15 protein-coding genes are annotated in these 16,659 nt (G+C 63.6%); 8 read left to right on the top strand and 7 right to left on the bottom strand.

Going from position 1 to position 16,659, the window contains the following annotated elements; all coding sequences use genetic code 11:
• Nucleotides 1-89: 89 nt before the first annotated feature.
• From BVH01_RS19535 to rbsD, 6 genes are read left to right on the top strand one after another with little or no spacing between them, the layout of a single operon-like run.
• Complete coding sequence (locus BVH01_RS19535) at nucleotides 90-1,046, top strand: sugar ABC transporter substrate-binding protein (RefSeq protein WP_075931900.1); 957 nt, start codon at nucleotides 90-92, stop codon at nucleotides 1,044-1,046.
• Nucleotides 1,043-2,611, top strand: a complete 1,569-nt coding sequence (locus BVH01_RS19530) for a sugar ABC transporter ATP-binding protein (RefSeq protein WP_075931899.1) — start codon at nucleotides 1,043-1,045, stop codon at nucleotides 2,609-2,611. The genes BVH01_RS19535 and BVH01_RS19530 overlap by 4 nt, the downstream gene beginning before the upstream one ends.
• On the top strand, nucleotides 2,608-3,588 hold the full coding sequence (locus BVH01_RS19525) for an ABC transporter permease (RefSeq protein WP_075931898.1): 981 nt from the start codon (nucleotides 2,608-2,610) through the stop codon (nucleotides 3,586-3,588). The genes BVH01_RS19530 and BVH01_RS19525 overlap by 4 nt, the downstream gene beginning before the upstream one ends.
• 6 nt (nucleotides 3,589-3,594) lie before the next feature.
• Entirely contained in the window at nucleotides 3,595-4,593 is a 999-nt protein-coding gene (locus BVH01_RS19520) for a LacI family DNA-binding transcriptional regulator (RefSeq protein WP_075931897.1), read from the top strand.
• A 49-nt stretch (nucleotides 4,594-4,642) separates the two neighbouring features.
• Nucleotides 4,643-5,551, top strand: a complete 909-nt coding sequence (gene rbsK, locus BVH01_RS19515) for a ribokinase (RefSeq protein WP_075931896.1) — start codon at nucleotides 4,643-4,645, stop codon at nucleotides 5,549-5,551.
• The gene (gene rbsD / locus BVH01_RS19510) at nucleotides 5,548-5,952 is read left to right on the top strand and encodes a D-ribose pyranase (protein WP_075931895.1); all 405 of its coding nucleotides are present in this window, start codon (nucleotides 5,548-5,550) and stop codon (nucleotides 5,950-5,952) included. Before rbsK ends, rbsD begins: the two co-directional genes overlap by 4 nt.
• A 119-nt stretch (nucleotides 5,953-6,071) precedes the next feature.
• On the opposite strand, the gene BVH01_RS19505 is transcribed toward rbsD, so the two are convergent.
• The 7 genes from BVH01_RS19505 to BVH01_RS19475 form a co-directional block, all read right to left on the bottom strand.
• Nucleotides 6,072-8,339, bottom strand: a complete 2,268-nt coding sequence (locus BVH01_RS19505; RefSeq protein WP_075931894.1) for a P-loop NTPase fold protein — start codon at nucleotides 8,337-8,339, stop codon at nucleotides 6,072-6,074.
• A 315-nt stretch (nucleotides 8,340-8,654) separates the two neighbouring features.
• Nucleotides 8,655-9,308: an HAD family phosphatase gene (locus BVH01_RS19500; protein WP_075931893.1), complete on the bottom strand. Its 654-nt coding sequence runs from the start codon at nucleotides 9,306-9,308 to the stop codon at nucleotides 8,655-8,657.
• Entirely contained in the window at nucleotides 9,308-10,294 is a 987-nt protein-coding gene (locus tag BVH01_RS19495; RefSeq protein ID WP_075931892.1) for an ABC transporter ATP-binding protein, read from the bottom strand. The genes BVH01_RS19500 and BVH01_RS19495 overlap by 1 nt, the downstream gene beginning before the upstream one ends.
• Nucleotides 10,291-11,088 (bottom strand): ABC transporter permease, encoded by a 798-nt coding sequence (locus BVH01_RS19490; protein WP_075931891.1) that lies wholly within the window; start codon nucleotides 11,086-11,088, stop codon nucleotides 10,291-10,293. The genes BVH01_RS19495 and BVH01_RS19490 overlap by 4 nt, the downstream gene beginning before the upstream one ends.
• Nucleotides 11,075-11,923 carry an ABC transporter permease subunit gene (locus tag BVH01_RS19485; protein WP_075931890.1) on the bottom strand — a complete coding sequence of 283 codons (849 nt, stop codon included), beginning with the start codon at nucleotides 11,921-11,923 and terminating at the stop codon, nucleotides 11,075-11,077. Before BVH01_RS19485 ends, BVH01_RS19490 begins: the two co-directional genes overlap by 14 nt.
• Nucleotides 11,920-12,726 (bottom strand): alkaline phosphatase family protein, encoded by an 807-nt coding sequence (locus BVH01_RS19480; RefSeq protein ID WP_075931889.1) that lies wholly within the window; start codon nucleotides 12,724-12,726, stop codon nucleotides 11,920-11,922. The genes BVH01_RS19485 and BVH01_RS19480 overlap by 4 nt, the downstream gene beginning before the upstream one ends.
• Nucleotides 12,727-12,891: 165 nt before the next feature.
• On the bottom strand, nucleotides 12,892-13,950 hold the full coding sequence (locus BVH01_RS19475) for an ABC transporter substrate-binding protein (RefSeq protein ID WP_027904654.1): 1,059 nt from the start codon (nucleotides 13,948-13,950) through the stop codon (nucleotides 12,892-12,894).
• A gap of 294 nt (nucleotides 13,951-14,244) precedes the next feature.
• Between BVH01_RS19475 and BVH01_RS19470 the strand changes: the two genes are divergently transcribed.
• Both BVH01_RS19470 and BVH01_RS19465 read left to right on the top strand, forming a co-directional pair.
• Nucleotides 14,245-14,961: a UTRA domain-containing protein gene (locus BVH01_RS19470; RefSeq protein WP_075931888.1), complete on the top strand. Its 717-nt coding sequence runs from the start codon at nucleotides 14,245-14,247 to the stop codon at nucleotides 14,959-14,961.
• A 494-nt stretch (nucleotides 14,962-15,455) separates the two neighbouring features.
• Nucleotides 15,456-16,646, top strand: a complete 1,191-nt coding sequence (locus BVH01_RS19465) for a sugar transporter (protein WP_075931887.1) — start codon at nucleotides 15,456-15,458, stop codon at nucleotides 16,644-16,646.
• Nucleotides 16,647-16,659 lie beyond the last annotated feature (13 nt).

The following is a 16,659-nucleotide window of genomic DNA, read 5'->3' as shown; positions in this document are numbered from 1 at the left end:
ATTTGACAATGAGCGGCCCATTTCATAATTTTGTGGGCACGCAAACGTTTGCGTATCGATAACAACGACAATAACCACGGAGTTCGCCCATGTCCGGTTTCCGTCCTGCCCGTCTGTGCGCCGCCATCGCCCTTGGTGCCGCAGCCCTCGTCAGTTTCTCCACTGCCCATGCCGCCGAAGGCGAGCCGCCGCGCGTCGCGCTGGTGATGAAATCCCTCGCCAACGAGTTCTTCCGCACCATGGAAGACGGCGCCAAGGCTTACCAGAAAGAGAACCCCAGTCAGTTCGAGTTGATCGCCAACGGCATCAAGGATGAAACCGATACTTCCGCGCAGATCCGCATCGTCGAGCAGATGATCGTCGCCAAGGTCGATGCCCTGGTGATCGCGCCCGCCGATTCCAAGGCGCTGGTGCCGGTGATCAAGAAGGCCAGCGATGCCGGCATCAAGGTGGTCAACATCGACAACCGCCTCGATCCGGAAGTGGTCAAGAGCAAGGGCCTGGACGTGCCGTTCGTAGGCCCGGACAACCGCAAGGGCGCGCGCCTGGTCGGCGAGTACCTGGCCAAGGAAAAGCTCAAGGCCGGTGACGAAGTCGGCATCATCGAAGGCGTGTCCACCACCACCAACGCCCAGCAGCGCACCGCGGGCTTCAAGGACGCCATGGAAGCCGCTGGCATGAAGATCGTCGGCGTGCAGTCCGGCAACTGGGAGATCGACCGCGGCAACGCCGTGGCCTCGGCCATGCTCAACGAGTACCCGAACCTCAAGGCGCTGCTGGCCGGCAACGACAGCATGGCCCTCGGCGCGGTGTCCGCCGTGCGTGCCGCTGGCAAGAAAGACCAGGTGCAGGTGGTCGGTTACGACAACATCAACGCCATCAAGCCGATGCTCAAGGACGGCCGCGTGCTCGCCACCGCCGACCAGTTCGCGGCGCGCCAGGCGGTGTTCGGCATCGAAGCGGCGCTCAAGCTGGTCAAGGGTGAGCCCACCGATGCCAAGGACGGTGTGATCGAAACCCCCGTCGAACTCGTGACCAAGCCGTGACCCATGCGGTAACCGGCGGCGAGACCGTTCTCGCCGCCCGCGATATCGGCAAGACCTACGTCCAGCCTGTGCTGGGCGGGGTCGAGCTGGAGCTGCGCGCCGGTGAAGTGCTGGCGCTGACCGGCGAGAACGGCGCCGGCAAAAGTACCCTCTCGAAGATTTTCTGTGGGCTGGAGCAACCGACCACGGGCTCCCTGAGCTTTCTCGGCCAGCCCTATGCACCGGCCAGCCGCCGCGACGCCGAACGCCTCGGCGTGCGCATGGTGCTGCAGGAGCTCAACCTGCTGCCCACCCTGACCGTGGCCGAGAATCTGTTTCTCGACAACCTGCCCAGCCGCGGCGGCTGGATTGCCCGTGGCCGCCTGCGCGAAATGGCGCGCGAAGCCATGGCGCGGGTCGGCCTGGAGGCCATCGACCCGGACACGCCGGTGGCATCGTTGGGCGTCGGTCATCAGCAGATGGTCGAGATCGCCCGCAACCTGATCGGCGAGTGCCGCGTGTTGGTGCTCGACGAGCCGACCGCCATGCTCACCGCCCGCGAGGTCGATCTGCTGTTCGAGCAGATCCAGCGCCTGCGCGAGGCCGGTGTGGCCATCGTGTACATCTCCCACCGCCTGGAAGAACTGACGAAAGTGGCGCAGCGCATCGCCGTGCTGCGCGACGGCCAACTGGTGGCGGTTGAGCCCATCGACCGCTACAGCAGCGACGAGCTGGTCACCCTGATGGTCGGCCGTGAGGTCGGCGAAGCCATCGACCTGGGCGAGCGAAAGATTGGCGCACCGTTGTTGCAGGTCAGCAAGCTGTGCCGGCGCGGCAAGGTCGACGACGTGTCGTTCAGCGTGCGGGCCGGGGAAATCTACGGCATTTCCGGGCTGATCGGCGCGGGCCGTACCGAGTTGCTGCGGCTGATCTACGGCGCCGACCGCGCCGACAGTGGCCAGGTGGCCATCGGCAATCCGCCGGTGCCGGTGCAGGTGCGTTCGCCCGCCGAAGCGGTGCGCCATGGCATCGCGCTGATCACCGAAGACCGCAAGGGCGAAGGCCTGCTGCTCGGCCAGCCGATTGCCGCCAACCTGGCGCTGGGCAACATGCCGGCCGTTTCCAGGCACGGCGTGATGCGCCCAGCGGCGGAGCAGGCTTTGGCGCAGCGGCAGATCGACGCCATGCGCATTCGCTGCAACGGCGCCCACCAGGCGGTGGTCGAGCTGTCTGGCGGCAACCAGCAGAAAGTGGTGATCGGCCGCTGGCTGGAGCGTGACTGCCAGGTGCTGCTCTTCGACGAGCCGACCCGCGGCATCGACGTGGGCGCCAAATTCGAAATCTACGGCCTGCTCGGTGAGCTGGCGCGCCAGGGCAAGGCCCTGGTGGTGGTGTCCAGCGACCTGCGCGAACTGATGCTGATCTGCGACCGCATCGGTGTGCTGTCCGCTGGCCGCCTGATCGAAACCTTCGACCGCGATGACTGGACCCAGGACCGTCTGCTGGCTGCCGCCTTCGCCGGCTACCGCAGCCGCGAGGCCTTGCTCGGCGACGTCGCCCCCCCGTTACAGGAGCTTTCCCAATGACCACTCCATCCGCCACGCCGGCCAAGCGCAGCGGCACGCATCAGGGCCTGGGCACTTACCTGGGCCTGGCCGGTGCACTGCTGGCGATGATCGTGCTGTTCTCTAGCCTGAGCAGCCACTTCCTGTCCTACGCGACGTTCACCACCCTGGCCAACCAGATTCCCGATCTGATGGTGCTGGCGGTGGGCATGACGCTGATCCTGATCATCGGCGGCATCGACTTGTCGGTGGGCTCGGTACTGGCCCTGGCGGCTGCCGTGGTCAGCGTCGCCACCCTCGGTTTCGGCTGGGGCATCCTGCCTGCCGCGTTACTGGGCATGGCCTGCGCCGCATTGGCCGGCAGCGTGACCGGGATCATCACCGTGGCCTGGGGCATTCCCTCGTTCATCGTCTCCCTCGGCGTGCTGGAAATGGCCCGCGGCCTGGCCTATCAGCTCACCGACTCGCGCACCGCCTATATCGGCGACGCCTATGCCTGGCTGTCGACGCCGTTCGCTGCGGGCATCTCGCCATCGTTCGTGATCGCCCTGCTGGTGATCGCTGCCGCGCACCTGCTGCTCACCCGCACGGTGTTCGGCCGTTATCTGGTGGCCATCGGCACCAACGAGGAAGCGGTACGTTTGGCCGGCATCAACCCCAAGCCATACAAGATCTCGGTGTTCGCCCTGATGGGGCTGCTCGCCGGCCTGGCCGCGCTGTTCCAGATTTCCCGCCTGGAAGCTGCCGACCCCAACGCTGGTTCTGGCCTGGAGCTGCAAGTGATCGCCGCCGTGGTGATCGGTGGTACCAGCCTGATGGGCGGGCGCGGCTCGGTGATCAGCACCTTCTTCGGCGTGCTGATCATCTCGGTGCTGGCCGCGGGGCTGGCGCAGATCGGCGCCAGCGAGCCGACCAAGCGCATCATCACCGGTGCGGTGATCGTCGTCGCGGTGATTCTCGACACCTACCGCAGCTACCGCGCCAAGCGCCGGGCCTGACCGCTCATGGCCACCATCAAGGACGTCGCCGCCCGGGCGGGCATTTCCTACACCACGGTGTCCCACGTGGTGAACGGCACCCGCCCGGTCAGCGACCCGGTGCGCAGCAAGGTTGAGGCCGCGATCGCCGAACTGGGCTACGTACCCAGCGGCGTGGCGCGCTCGCTGCGGGTGCGCGCCACCGGCACCCTGGGCCTGTTGGTGCCCAACGCCAGCAACCCGTATTTCGCCGAGTTGGCCCGCGGCATCGAGGACCACGCCGAGCGCAACGGTTACAGCGTGATCCTGTGCAATTCCGACGACGACACCGACAAGCAGCTGCGCTACTTGCGCGTGTTGCTGGAGCGGCGCATCGACGGGCTGATCGTCGCCACCGTGGCCAGTGACGCGGCCTTTGCCGAAGCCCTGGCCAACCTGCGGGTGCCGCTGGTGCTGGTCGACCGTTCCCTGGAAGGCGTCAGCGCCGACCAGTTGCGGGTCGACCACGAGCAGGGCGCCTACCTGGCCACCCGTCACCTGCTGGAGTTGGGCCATCGACGCATCGCCTGCATCGGCGGCCCGGCCAGTACCCAGGTGGCCCAGTTACGTGCCGCCGGCTACCGCCGCGCGCTGGACGAGGCGGGTATCGCAGCCCGGGCGGTGGCGGACTGCCCGTTCACCAGCCCGGCCGGGCATGCCGCCGCCCAGGCGCTGCTGGCAGGCGAGCAGCGGCCCACGGCGATCTTCGCCGGTAACGACATGATCGCCCTGGGCGTGCTGCGCGCCGCCGCTGAGCGTCAGTTGCAGGTGCCGCAGCAGCTATCGGTGGTGGGCTTCGACGACATCGAAGTGAGCCGCTACCTGCACCCGGCACTGACCACCGTCGGCCAGTGCATCGGCGCGCTGGGCGAGCAGGTGGCCGCGCGGTTGCTGGAACGTATCCGCACGCCCGGCCTGGCCGTCGCCCAGCGGCTGATCGAACCCATTCTGGTGCTGCGCGAATCCAGCGCAGCACCCGACGCATGATTCACCGCAAGGCCCGGCGCCTCGCGGTCGATGGAGAGGAACACCTGCAATGCAAGCGAATGTAGTGGTGATGGGCAGCCTGAACATGGACCTGATCGTGCGGGCGCCGCGCCTGCCGGTTGGCGGCGAAACCCTGGCCGGCCAGAGTTTCTCCACGGCGCCGGGCGGCAAGGGCGCCAACCAGGCAGTTGCCGCGGCGCGCCTCGGCGCACGGGTGGCGATGGTCGGCTGCGTGGGCGATGACGCCTACGGCAGCGAACTGCGCGGCGGCCTGCTGGCCGAAGGCATCGACTGCAGCGCCGTGGAGGTGGCCGCCGGTGTGCCCAGCGGCATTGCGTCGATCCTGGTCGACGATGCTGGCCAGAACGCCATCGTCATCGTCGCTGGCGGCAACGGCGAGATGAGCCCCGAGCGCCTCGCGCGCCATGATGCCCTGCTGGCAGCGGCCGATGTGGTGATCGCGCAACTGGAGGTGCCGGCCGCCACGGTCGAGGCCACCTTGGCGCGCGCCCATGCCCTGGGCCGCACGGTGATCCTCAACCCGGCGCCGGCCATCGGCCCCTTGCCCGCGCACTGGTACGGCCTGGTCGACTACCTGATCCCCAACGAAAGCGAGGCCGCCTTGCTGACCGGGCTGCCGGTCGACGGCCCCGACACGGCGCTGCTGGCCGCCCGGCAATTACTCGCGGCAGGCGCCCGGCGCGTGCTGATCACCCTGGGTCGCCAGGGCGTGCTGTACGCCGACGCCACCCGGCATCTGCATCTGCCGGTCGAGCCGGTGGCGGCGGTGGACACCACCGCCGCCGGTGACACCTTCGTTGGCGGCTTCGCTGCCGGCCTGGCAGAGGGCCTGCCGCTCGAAGAGGCCATCGCCCTGGGCCAACAGGCCGCCGCCCTGGCCGTTACCCGGCCGGGCGCCCAACCTTCGATTCCCCATCGCCACGAGTTGCCCGCATGAAAAAGACCCCGCTGCTCAACGCCGAACTCTCCGCCGCCATCGCACGCCTTGGCCATGGCGACGTGATCGTTATCGGCGACGCCGGCATGCCGATTCCACCCGGCACGCCGTGCATCGACCTGGCGCTGACCGCCGGCGTACCGGACTTCGTCACCACGCTCAAGGTGGTGCTCAGCGAGATGCAGGTGCAGGGCCATCTGCTGGCCCGAGAAACTCTGGAAGTTGCGCCCCTGGCGCTCGAGGCCATCGAAGCGCTGACCGCAGCCGGGGAGTTGGGTGAGCGCCAACTGGTCAGCCACGACGAACTCAAGGCCGCTTGTGCCAAGGCTCGCGTGCAGATCCGTACGGGGGAATGCCGGCCTTACAGCAATATTGCGTTGATTGCGGGTGTGACTTTCTAGGAGGCTTTTCAGGATCTTCTTGAACGCTTCAAGGCAATGTAGCCGCTGACACGGGCCGCTACCGGCAGAAATGGACTGTAGAGATAGAAGCGCTTTAGACGCCATTTTCGCGGCTACTATTACCCTTCGGCAGTAGCACTCTGCTCCGATTGAGCAAGAGCCTCCTTGACCAAAGCCAGCGTTCGACATTGATCTTCATCCAGCACCAATGAATCGAGCCGTGCTGCCCATGCTTTCCAGTGCTCCAACCCCAAAAAATCTGTCAATGAGCTAACTGGAATATAAGAGGTTCGTGTAGTAGTGCCGCCGCCGAAGGCAGTTCGAACGTTGACCTGCCCTTGTGAAAATTGGAGGAACCGGCCAGGAGTGGTGACGTTGGCTTCAACCCAACGGTGCCCCTCGTCACCACCCTCACTGTAATGGTTCAGGTCATAGAGATAGGACGCATGGTCCTCATCTGCCAGGAAAGCATCCGGGTCGCTATCAGCTTTCTCACGCAGTTTCCGCATGTAGATGCTTTTCAGCTGCTCTAGCCCGCTATCGTCAAAATAACCGACATCACCCTTCCGGCGGAGAGCATAGTCGGCTGCTAGCAATTGCTCCGTCACGGCTAAACCTGGGCTCAAGGCAAAGGCATCAATAACAGGTTGGCTACGATCAGCCACCTGCTCAAAACGCTGGATATAACCTCGTAGTAGCCGCGCTACCTGCTGTCGCGGAGACCAGTTTGTGATTGATCCTTTGCGACCAACGTGCTCGCCCGCATGCAGTAACGTGCGTACAACCTCGACTGATTGATCTAGAGGAAACTCTTCTGCCAATCCGAGTAGGCGTTGGAGGATTTCCGCCTGGCGGTCTTCCGCTTGACTGGTTAGCAGACTGGTAAACGGCTCGGGCTCAGTGATTCGTCGGCCTAATTCGTGGAGCAAAGAATTAGGCACGTCCTGCTCAGGAATGGACATTTCAAAATAGCGATCGAATACCTCGTCACAACACACGCGTGAATTTACTAACCAGCGGAGCTGAACTCCTTGGTCGTAGGTGGTGTTTTTAAACACCCAATCCAGCGTCGGAAATATTTCCAGTAGCAGCTGGCGCGTGGCCGCCTGGTGAGGCACAGGAGCGAGTCTGACTAGTTGATCCATTAACTGAGTGATACGAACACGCTGTGGTTCATCTTGCCGGGAATATGGATCGCTGCCCGTCAGTAACACTTTGTGTTTTGGTAGCTCCGCATAGGCCTCTGGAGCGAAAATACGCAAGCATTCCAAGGCGAATAGATCGACCGCATTAACCTCAGCGACTTCTGTGCCGCGAAGTAATCGACAGTGAAACGCCAAGGTAGAGGAGTATCTGTAGACGTGGCGTAGGTTGCTAAAAAATGGCCGCATTCCACGCCGAAAAACTTGGCTCCAGTAATCCTGTTCGAAGCGCTGCTGTAGCTGCGGCTCTCGGGCCAGGACTTCGTCCAGTCTCTTGAATAGCAAGGCCTCCAGCTGACTGGACGCGATGGTTGGCACGCTGAAGGGAACCTGAATGATCTTTTCTAGATAATCGGCTCCATCGAACCCTTCCTTTCGTAATCCCTGCTCGACAGTGTCCCGTTGAAACAGCAGGAGGAACACAACATTTGCAAAGTCCATGTGAGCCTTGACCAGCTGGAAAATCCTTTTCATCTGCTCCGCTGACAGCCGATCTAGATCATCCAAAACTACTAACAATGGCTTGTCCCGAGTGCTAAGCAATTTCTGGAGTTTTTCCCGGAGTTGACTGAGTGTAAGAGCGGAGTCTTTGGCATCCTGATCTAAATTTTTGGCCCATCTGGCAAGCCACGCCCCACTCCGCTGCAGAATTAGGGAAAGGCTGCCTAGAGCGCTAGCGCCTGCCACACCCAACCATGTGATTTGCGCAACGGTCCCCTGCGCCAGGGTGCCAAGCAGGCTTGTTGCTAAGGTCGACCCAAGGAGTATCGGCAACAACTTTGCCGTGCCGTCAGCCAAACTGGCTCCGGTATTGAGGCGCCGGCTATACGACTGCAGCAGCTTGGCCAGTTTCTTATCGTCGTCGCTTGAATCCTTGCGCTGTATAACTCGGGAGATTTCTGCAAAGAAGGCGCTGCTCAAGCTATCCTGCCCCGCCCACTGCCACGGGTTGAACTCAATAACCTGGCAACCTTGAATCACTGCCAGGTGATCCAAAGTCATGTTCTTGATGGAGGTTTTGCCACTGCCCCAACCCCCTGTGAGGCTGATCACCAGGCTTTCTTGGTTTTTCCAGGAGCTAACAGTCAAGGCTAGGCGTTGAGCAAAGCCTGCGCGATCGAGAAGATCTTGCTCCTGCGTTGTGATTGGCCGGTCATCAGTGAATTGCAAATCATCGTTGGTCATTGGCTGCGTCCCAGCAAACGGCGTATCAGGTGATTCGATATACTCTGCCAATCCTTCGCGCTAGCACAAGTTGACGGTTGCCAGTCACACTGAGTCCTACGAGGCAGCCTTTTACGGAATAGGGGACAGATTTATTTATTGGGCAACAGTCCGCCGCCGAAAGCGAACGGTGAACGGAGCATTTGTGGGAAAGGCCGGGAGGCGATCCGCTTTAGCCTCGATCTTTCACCAAGCTAGGCGTAAGAGCCTGGGGCTAAAGCCTCTCCCACGATCGCGAATGCCGCTACCGCCACATTGCGTCTATCGACCTCTGCCTCAACTCCAGCTCAAGATCGGCCAACCTTCACGTTCGGCATGCTCGCGCAGCACCGGGTCGGGGTTGACCGCGTGGGGTTTGTCGACCCGCTGCAGCAGCGGCAGGTCGTTGCGTGAGTCGGAGTAGAAGTAGGCGCCTTCCAGCGTCTCGCCGTGTTCTTCCAGCCAGGCGTGCAGACGGGTGACCTTGCCTTCGCGGTAGGTCAATACACCCTCGGTCTTGCCGCTGTAATGGCCGTATTCCTCGTGCAGATCGATGGCCAGCACCTCGTCGACCTTGAGGCGTTCGGCGATGGCGCTGACCAGGAAGTGCGCCGAGGCGGAGATGATCAGAATGCGGTCGCCGGCCTCGCGGTGGGTGGCCAGGCAGCGGGTGGCGTCGCTGAAGAAGATCGGCTCGATCACGTCTTCGACGAATGGCTCGACCACGAAGGCGACTTCTTCCGGCGTGCGCCCCACCAACGGCGACAGGCTGAAGCTCATGTAGTCTTCCATGGCCAGCTTGCCTTCGGCATACAGCGCCATCAGCTGGTGATCCCTGGCGATGAAGCTCTCGCCGTCGACCCAGCCCAGCGTGGCCATGTGCTCGCTCCACAGGCTGGCGCAGTCGCCGTTGATCAGGGTTTCGTCGAGATCGAAAATTGCCAAAGCCATCAAGCTACCTCTTTTACGGCGCTAGCCGCGATATCCAGTGAGATGGGGTGGCCGTTGGCGTGCAGGTCGTCGGCGCTGCGGTTGAGCACGTCGACCAGCAGTTCCACGCCGCCGGCGTCCACCCGGTAGCGGATGATATTACCGAGCAGGGCGTGGCTGCGAATGATTGCGCTGATCGGGCCCTGGCCGAGCACGATGGCTTCCGGGCGGATGGCCACCTGGCTGCTGACCGGATAGCCGAACAGGCGGCTGGCGGTGGGCGCGTCGAGCAGGTTGTAGTTGCCGATGAAACCGGCGGCGAAGGCGTCGGCCGGCGCGGTGTAAAGGGTTTCCGCGTCGCCGCTCTGGACGATGCGCCCGGCGTTCATCAGGAAGATGCGGTCGCTCATCACCAGCGCCTCTTCCTGATCGTGGGTGACGAAAATCGTGGTCAGGCCCAGCTCCTGCTGGATGCTGCGGATCTGCTCGCGCAGGTGTTTGCGAATACGCGCATCGAGGGCCGACAGCGGCTCGTCGAGCAGCAGCAGCCGTGGGCGGGTGACCAGCGAGCGGGCCAGGGCGACGCGCTGGCACTGGCCGCCGGACAGCTGATGCGGGTAGCGGCTGGCGAAGTCGCCCAGCTCGACCATCGCCAGGGCTTCCTGCACGCGGGCCGCGGACTCTTCCTTGCCGACCTTCTGCATGCGCAGGCCGAAGGCGACGTTCTGCGCGGCGGTCATGTTGGGGAACAGCGCGTAGCTCTGGAACACCATGCCGATGCCGCGCTTTTGCGGCGACAGCGGCACCAGGTCTTCGCCGCCGAGCAGGATCTTGCCGCCGTTGACTTCGGTGAGGCCGGCGATGCAGCGCAGCAGGGTGGATTTGCCGCAGCCCGAAGGGCCGAGCAGGGTGACGAATTCGCCTTGCTCGATCTCGGCGTTGATGTCGCTGAAAATCGCGGTGCCGCCGTAGCTCTTGTGCAGGTTCTGGATGCTCAGGAAGCTCATGCCTTGTCCCTGTTCAGTCGATTGGCCGCCCAGGTGAACACCAGGACGAAAAAGAAGTAGGAGATCACCAGGGCGCTGTTGAAGTGGCCGCTGCTGTTCTTCATGTTGTTCAGGTATACCTGCAGCGTCTCGTAGCGCGTGCCGACCAGCAGGTTGGCGAACACGAATTCGCCGAACAGGAAGCTGAACGACAGGAACAGCGACACCATCAGGCCCTTGCGCAGGTTGGGCAGCACCACCAGAAAGGCGGCTTTCCAGGTGCTGGCGCCGAGCAGGTGGGCGGCGTCCATCAGGTCGCGCAGGTTGATCGCCTGCAGGTTGTTGGTGATGGCCCGGTACATGAACGGCAGGGCGATGGTGAAGTAGCAGCCGATCAGGATCCACGGCGTACCAACCATGGCCAGGGGCCCGGAGCCGTAGAGTTGCAGCAGGCCCACGGCGGACACCACCGGCGGCACGGCGAACGGCAGCAGGATCAGCACGTTCATTACCGCGTCGAGTTTCGGGAAGTGGTAATGCACCACGAACAGCAGCGGCAGGATCAGCACCACCGACAACGCCAGGGCGCCGAAGCAGACCAGCAGCGACTGGCCGAAAGCCTTGAGAAAGCGCGGCTCGCCCCACAGCTCCAGGTACCATTTGAAGGTCAGGCCATCCGGCAGAATGGTCGCCGACCAGCTGGTGGCCAGGGAGTAGAGCAGGGTGCCGGCCAGCGGCAGCAGCAGGATCAGAAACAGCAGCCAGACCACCACGCGGTGGTAGAGACTCGTGGTGGGAACATCAGCGCGGGACATGGTAGCTCCTTCGCAGCAGCAACTGATGGACGAGGGTGATCGCCGCCATCAGGCCGACCAGGATCATCGCCAGGGCGCTGGCCATGTTCGGGTCGAGGGAAATGTCCCCGGAAATCATCGCGGCGATGCGGATCGGCAGCACGTTGAAATTGCCGGTGGTCAGGTAATACACCGTGGCGTAGGCGCCCAGGGCATTGGCCAGCAGGATCACGAAGGTGCCGAGCAGCGCCGGAGTCAGCACCGGCAGGCCAATGTGCCGCCAGAAGGCCCAGGTGCCGGCGCCGAGCAGGGCTGCCGACTCGCGCCAGTCCTGGCGCAGGGCGTCGAAGGCCGGGTAGAGCAGCAGCACACCGAGGGGAATCTGGAAGTAGGTGTAGAGCACGATCAGGCCGTTCTTGGAGTACAGGTTGAAGCTGTCGATCAGCCCGGCCTGGATCAGCAGCAGGGTCAGCGCGCCGTTGAAACCGAGGAGGATGATGAAGGCGAAGGCCAGGGGTACGCCGGCGAAGTTGCTGGTCATGTTGGAGAAGGCGATCACGAAATCGCGCAGTTTCGAGTCCACCTGGCGCAGCGAGTAGCTGCCGACGATGGCGATGAGCATGCCGAACACGCTCGACCAGAAGGCGATCTGCAGGCTGTGCTTGACCGCCTGCATGTAGAACTTGGAGGCGAAGGCTTTCTCGAAATTGCCCAGCCCCCAGCCGTCCGGGGTGTTGAGGCTGTTGATCGCCACCCAGATCAGCGGAGCGACCTGAAAGGCGAAGAAGAACAGCGCGAAGGGCAGCAGGCACAGCGCTGCCAGCCATTTGCCGCGGGGTTTGTGGGTGGTGCTCATCGCAGCAACTCCCGGCACAGAGGTTTGTCATGGGCCACGCCGAGCAGCTCGCAGATCGTGCCGCATAGCTCCAGTTGCTGCGGCGCGGCGGCCTCGCTGAGGCTGAAGGCATCACCGAGCACGAACAGCGGCACTTCGCGCTCTTCGGGCAGCAGGCCGTTGTGGGAGCGGTCGTCGTTCATGCCGTGGTCGGCCGTCACCAGCACCTGGTAACCGGCGTCCAGCCAGCCTTGCAGGTAGTTGGCCAGCAGGATGTCGGCGACGCGCGCGGCATTGCGGTATTGGCTGCTGCCCAGGCCATGCTTATGGCCGGCGTCGTCGATGTTCATCGGGTGCACCAGCAGGAAGTCCGGCGCATGGGCGAGGCGCAGGCTCTCGGCATCGTCGAACAGGTGCGAGTCCGGGTAATGGTCGACGTAATAGAAGTGCCCGTGCTGGATCGGCAGCTCGGGCTCAACGGTATGTCGATCACGAGCGGCCACGAAGGGCGCGCGGTTGTACAGCTCGCTGACCCAGTGGTAAGCGGCAGCCGCGGTGCTCAGCCCGGCGGCGCGGGCGTAATGGAACACGCTGCGCTCGCTGCTCAGGCGCACCACGTTGTTGTGCACGATGCCGCTGTCGATGGGCGCGACGCCGGTGAGAATGCACTCGTAGAGCGGCCTGGACAGCGATGGCAGTTCGCACTCGAGCTTGTACAGCGCGGCACGGCCAGCAGCGCGATACGCCTGCAGATGACCGAGCGCATGCCGGGCGACCTCGAAATTGAGGCCGTCGAGCAGGACGAGGATGACCTTGGACGGCATGGGTGGTCCTGGGTTGAGAAGATCGTAAGCGTAGGGTGGATCGGGGCGCGTAGCTGACGCTTGCCTACGCGGCCCGATCCGCCCACCATTTCACGATCGCAATGGTGGATAGAAAAACGTCATCCACCCTACGTGCCACGTAGCGGGTGGATGCGGTCTCCCGAATCACTCCATATTGATGATCACGTTTTCCTGCCACTGCTGCGGCAGGGCCTTGGAGGTCGCTTCCCAGGCGGCGGCATCTTTGATCGGCTTGACCTTGGCGTACTGTTCGTTGGGCAGCAGCTTGGCCTGGACCTCGGCCGGCAGGGTCAGGTGCTCGGCGCGAATCGGCCGGGCGTTGCCCTTGGCCAGGTTGATCTGCCCGGCATCGCTGAAGATGTATTCGCGGGTCAGCTTGGCGGCGTTGGGGTGCTTGGCGTATTTGTTGATGATGGTGGTGTAGCCGGAGATCACTGAACCGTCGGACGGGATCAGCACCTCGAAGCGGTTCGGGTCGATCTGGTCGCGGTAGGACAGGCCGTTGAAGTCCCAGACGATACCAACTTCCACTTCACCCTTCTCGAGGGTCTGGATGGTCGGGTTGGCCAGCGACAGGCGACCCTGCTCGGCGATCTCGGCGAAGAAATCCAGGCCCGGCTGGATGTTCTTTTCGTCGCCGCCATTGGCGATGGCCGCGGCCAGCACACCGTTGACCGCCTGGGCGGCGGCGCTGACGTCGCCGATTGCCACGCGGTACTTGCCGGTTTTGAGGTCGGCCCAGCTTTTCGGCACGTCCTTGACCAGCTGCTTGTTGACGATGAAGGCGATCGAGCCGGTGTAGGCGAGCGCCCAGTGGCCGTCCTTGTCCTTGGCCCACTCGGGTACCTGGTCCCAGGTGCTCGGCTTGTAGGGCTGGGTCACGCCCTGCTGCACGGCGATGGGGCCGAATGCGGCGCCCACGTCACCGATGTCGGCGGTGGCGTTGTCCTTCTCGGCCGCGAACTTGGCGATTTCCTGGGCCGAGCTCATGTCGGTGTCCATGTGCTTGAGGCCGTACTTGTCGGCCAGATCCTGCCAGGTGTCCTTCCAGTTGGCCCAACTGTCCGGCATGCCGACGCTGTTCACGGCGCCTTCTTTGCGTGCGGCCTGTTCCAGTGCAGTTAAATCCGTCTCGGCGGCCATGGCGTGGGAGGCCAGAGCGATGGCGCTGCCCATCAGCGATGCCAGTAGCAGTTGTTTCATCGGGAAACTCCTTTGCATTGAGAGGTTGGTCTAGATCAGCAAGAGCCAAGCCAATGTAGGCGCTGCCAATGACAGTTTTGTGTCGACGGGATCGGCCATCCGGCATCGGCGTTGCGCCTAGAGAGCGTAGACCAGCTCAAGCCGTTGAATTGTCTGGCATGAGCCCTGCTTGCAGCCTGGCTGTCATCTGCCGGTCATGGTGCGTGCCTAGGCTTGCCGGGCCAGAGGCAGCCGCTCAGATGGCTGCGACATGCCCCGTAATAGGGCTGGTCTAGTCCAAAAGGAATCAAGGTGATGCGCGATGACACGCCGCGGGCCGTTACCACCATCTGCCGCGCGTTGCAGGAGCAAATCGAACACGGTTTGTTGCTCGCCGGCTGCAAGCTGCCGGCCGAGCGCCGGCTGAGCGAGCTGTTCGATACCACCCGCATTACCCTGCGTGAAGCGTTGGGGCAGCTGGAGGCCCAGGGGCTGGTGTACCGCGAGGAGCGCCGCGGCTGGTTCGTGTCGCCGGCGCGGGTGGCTTACAACCCATCGGTGCGCACCCACTTCCATGCCATGGTCGCCGAGCAGGGACGGGTGCCGGCCACCGAGGTGCTGAGCGCCCGGCTGATGCCGGCCAATGCGCAGATCTGCCAGGTGCTGGGCCTGTCGGGGCTGTCGAGCGTCTACCAGATCCGCCGTGCGCGGCGCATCGACGGGCGCCTGGTGCTGTACGTCGAGCATTACCTGAACCCAAGTTACTTTCCCGGCATTCTCGATTTCGACCTGACCCGTTCGCTGACCGAGCTGTACGCCAGCGAATACGACGTGCGCTACGGCCGCGTGCGCTTCGACATGGTACCCACCGCGCTGCACGCCGATGCCGCTGCGGCGCTCAAGGTCGCCGCCGGCAGCCCGGCATTGCGCATCACCCGGGTCAACCGCGACCAGCATGGCCGGCTGATCGACTGCGACCTGGAGTACTGGCGCCATGATGCGATTCATATCAGTGTGGAAGTGCCGGATTAGGGCAGGGGAGTGGCGGGAGTGGCCGTTACCCGATCCTCTGTGGGAGCCGCGACCTCGCGGCGATTCGCTCAGGCGCCGCCGATAGGTAACTAGGCTGCAATTGTTTCGCCCCGAGGTCGGGGCTCCCACAGGTTGGTTTTTAGTGGCTGCTTCTGCCTTGAACCTGCCTCTTCCCATACTCGTAAACGACAGTCGATGATCGTTCCGAAGACCAGTCGTCGCCCATCCAAATAACGCTTTCCCGAGCATATTGTTCAGCCTCCAGGCCGCGCGTAGAATCGCCGCCGCAGGCCATCCCATACCTATAATTTTCCGCTCTCCGCATCGCCACTCCCAGCGTTCATCGCCATTGGGAGCGCGAGCTGCCGTGTGCGTGTTCGTCAGGAATGGGGTTTACATTTTTTCCGTTCGCTTCCTACCGCGCTCGTTGCCATCCGGCTTCGGGCGATTGGCCGTTGTAGCCGAGGCGTTCCCCAAGGGCGGATATCAGCCGAATGAACACACCGGAACAAGCGCACAGCGGTAGCTGGCTGAGCGTGATCGCCTTGGCGCTGGGCGCCTTCATCTTCAATACCACCGAGTTCGTGCCGGTCGGCTTGCTGAGCCAGATCGGCCACAGCTTCGAGATGACCACCGCCAGCGTCGGCCTGATGCTGACCATCTATGCCTGGGTGGTGGCGTTGGCCTCTTTGCCGCTGATGCTGCTGACCCGCAATATCGAGCGGCGCAAGCTGTTGGCCTTCGTGTTCGTGCTGTTCATCGCCAGCCATGTGCTGTCCGGCATCGCCTGGAATTTCACCGTGCTGGTGATCAGCCGCATCGGCATCGCCCTGGCCCACGCGCTGTTCTGGGCGATCACCGCGTCCCTGGCGGTGCGGGTGGCGCCGCCAGGCAAGCAGGCGCAAGCCCTTGGCCTGCTGGCGACCGGCAGTGCACTGGCCATGGTGCTGGGCATTCCCCTGGGCCGGGTGATCGGCGAAGTGCTGGGCTGGCGCACGACCTTCACCACTATCGCCGTGGTGGCCGGGGTGGTGGTGCTGTGCCTGATCAAGAGCCTGCCGCTGCTGCCGAGCCAGAACTCCGGCTCGTTGCGCAGCCTGCCGGTGCTGTTCAAGCGCCCGGCGCTGGTCACCGTGTACGTGCTTACCGCCCTGGTGATCACCGCCCACTTCACCGCGTACACCTACATCGAGCCGTTCGCGCTGGAAGTCGCCGGTATTGCGGCGGATATGGTCACCGTGCTGCTGTTGCTGTTCGGCTGCGCGGGGATCATCGGTTCGATTCTGTTCAGCCGTTACAGCACGCGCTTTCCACGAGGGTTCGTGATCACCGCGATCGGCACGCTGAGCCTGTGCATGCTGCTCCTGCTGCCGGTGGCCCGCGAGCACGCTTTGCTGGCCACACTGAGCGTGATCTGGGGCGTCGCCATGATGTGCTTCGGCCTGGCACTGCAGGCCAAGGTGCTCAACCTCGCCTCGGACGCCACCGACGTGGCCATGGCGCTGTTCTCGGGCATCTTCAACGTCGGCATCGGCGGTGGCGCCTTGCTCGGCAGCCTGGTGAGCAGCCAATTGGGCGTGGCCAATGTGGGCATCGTCGGCGGCCTGCTTGGCATCGCCGGCCTGCTGCTGTGCGGGGTGACCACCTACCGCTTTTCCCGGCCGCTCAAGCCACAGCCGCTTTGATGCAGCACCGGCA

This window comes from Pseudomonas sp. PA1(2017) (assembly GCF_001945375.1).
In the GTDB taxonomy this organism is placed as follows: Bacteria; Pseudomonadota; Gammaproteobacteria; order Pseudomonadales; family Pseudomonadaceae; genus Aquipseudomonas.
This window is presented reverse-complemented; position numbering and strand designations above follow the sequence as displayed.

Coding starts and splice junctions, on each gene's coding strand:
- BVH01_RS19475 (WP_027904654.1), bottom strand. CDS start 13,950: ATGAAACAACTGCTACTGGCATCGCTGATGGGCAGCGCCATCGCTCTG.
- BVH01_RS19485 (WP_075931890.1), bottom strand. CDS start 11,923: ATGAGCACCACCCACAAACCCCGCGGCAAATGGCTGGCAGCGCTGTGC.
- rbsD (WP_075931895.1), top strand. CDS start 5,548: ATGAAAAAGACCCCGCTGCTCAACGCCGAACTCTCCGCCGCCATCGCA.
- rbsK (WP_075931896.1), top strand. CDS start 4,643: ATGCAAGCGAATGTAGTGGTGATGGGCAGCCTGAACATGGACCTGATC.
- BVH01_RS19480 (WP_075931889.1), bottom strand. CDS start 12,726: ATGCCGTCCAAGGTCATCCTCGTCCTGCTCGACGGCCTCAATTTCGAG.
- BVH01_RS19495 (WP_075931892.1), bottom strand. CDS start 10,294: ATGAGCTTCCTGAGCATCCAGAACCTGCACAAGAGCTACGGCGGCACC.
- BVH01_RS19470 (WP_075931888.1), top strand. CDS start 14,245: ATGCGCGATGACACGCCGCGGGCCGTTACCACCATCTGCCGCGCGTTG.
- BVH01_RS19535 (WP_075931900.1), top strand. CDS start 90: ATGTCCGGTTTCCGTCCTGCCCGTCTGTGCGCCGCCATCGCCCTTGGT.
- BVH01_RS19465 (WP_075931887.1), top strand. CDS start 15,456: ATGAACACACCGGAACAAGCGCACAGCGGTAGCTGGCTGAGCGTGATC.
- BVH01_RS19520 (WP_075931897.1), top strand. CDS start 3,595: ATGGCCACCATCAAGGACGTCGCCGCCCGGGCGGGCATTTCCTACACC.
- BVH01_RS19505 (WP_075931894.1), bottom strand. CDS start 8,339: ATGACCAACGATGATTTGCAATTCACTGATGACCGGCCAATCACAACG.
- BVH01_RS19525 (WP_075931898.1), top strand. CDS start 2,608: ATGACCACTCCATCCGCCACGCCGGCCAAGCGCAGCGGCACGCATCAG.
- BVH01_RS19500 (WP_075931893.1), bottom strand. CDS start 9,308: ATGGCTTTGGCAATTTTCGATCTCGACGAAACCCTGATCAACGGCGAC.
- BVH01_RS19490 (WP_075931891.1), bottom strand. CDS start 11,088: ATGTCCCGCGCTGATGTTCCCACCACGAGTCTCTACCACCGCGTGGTG.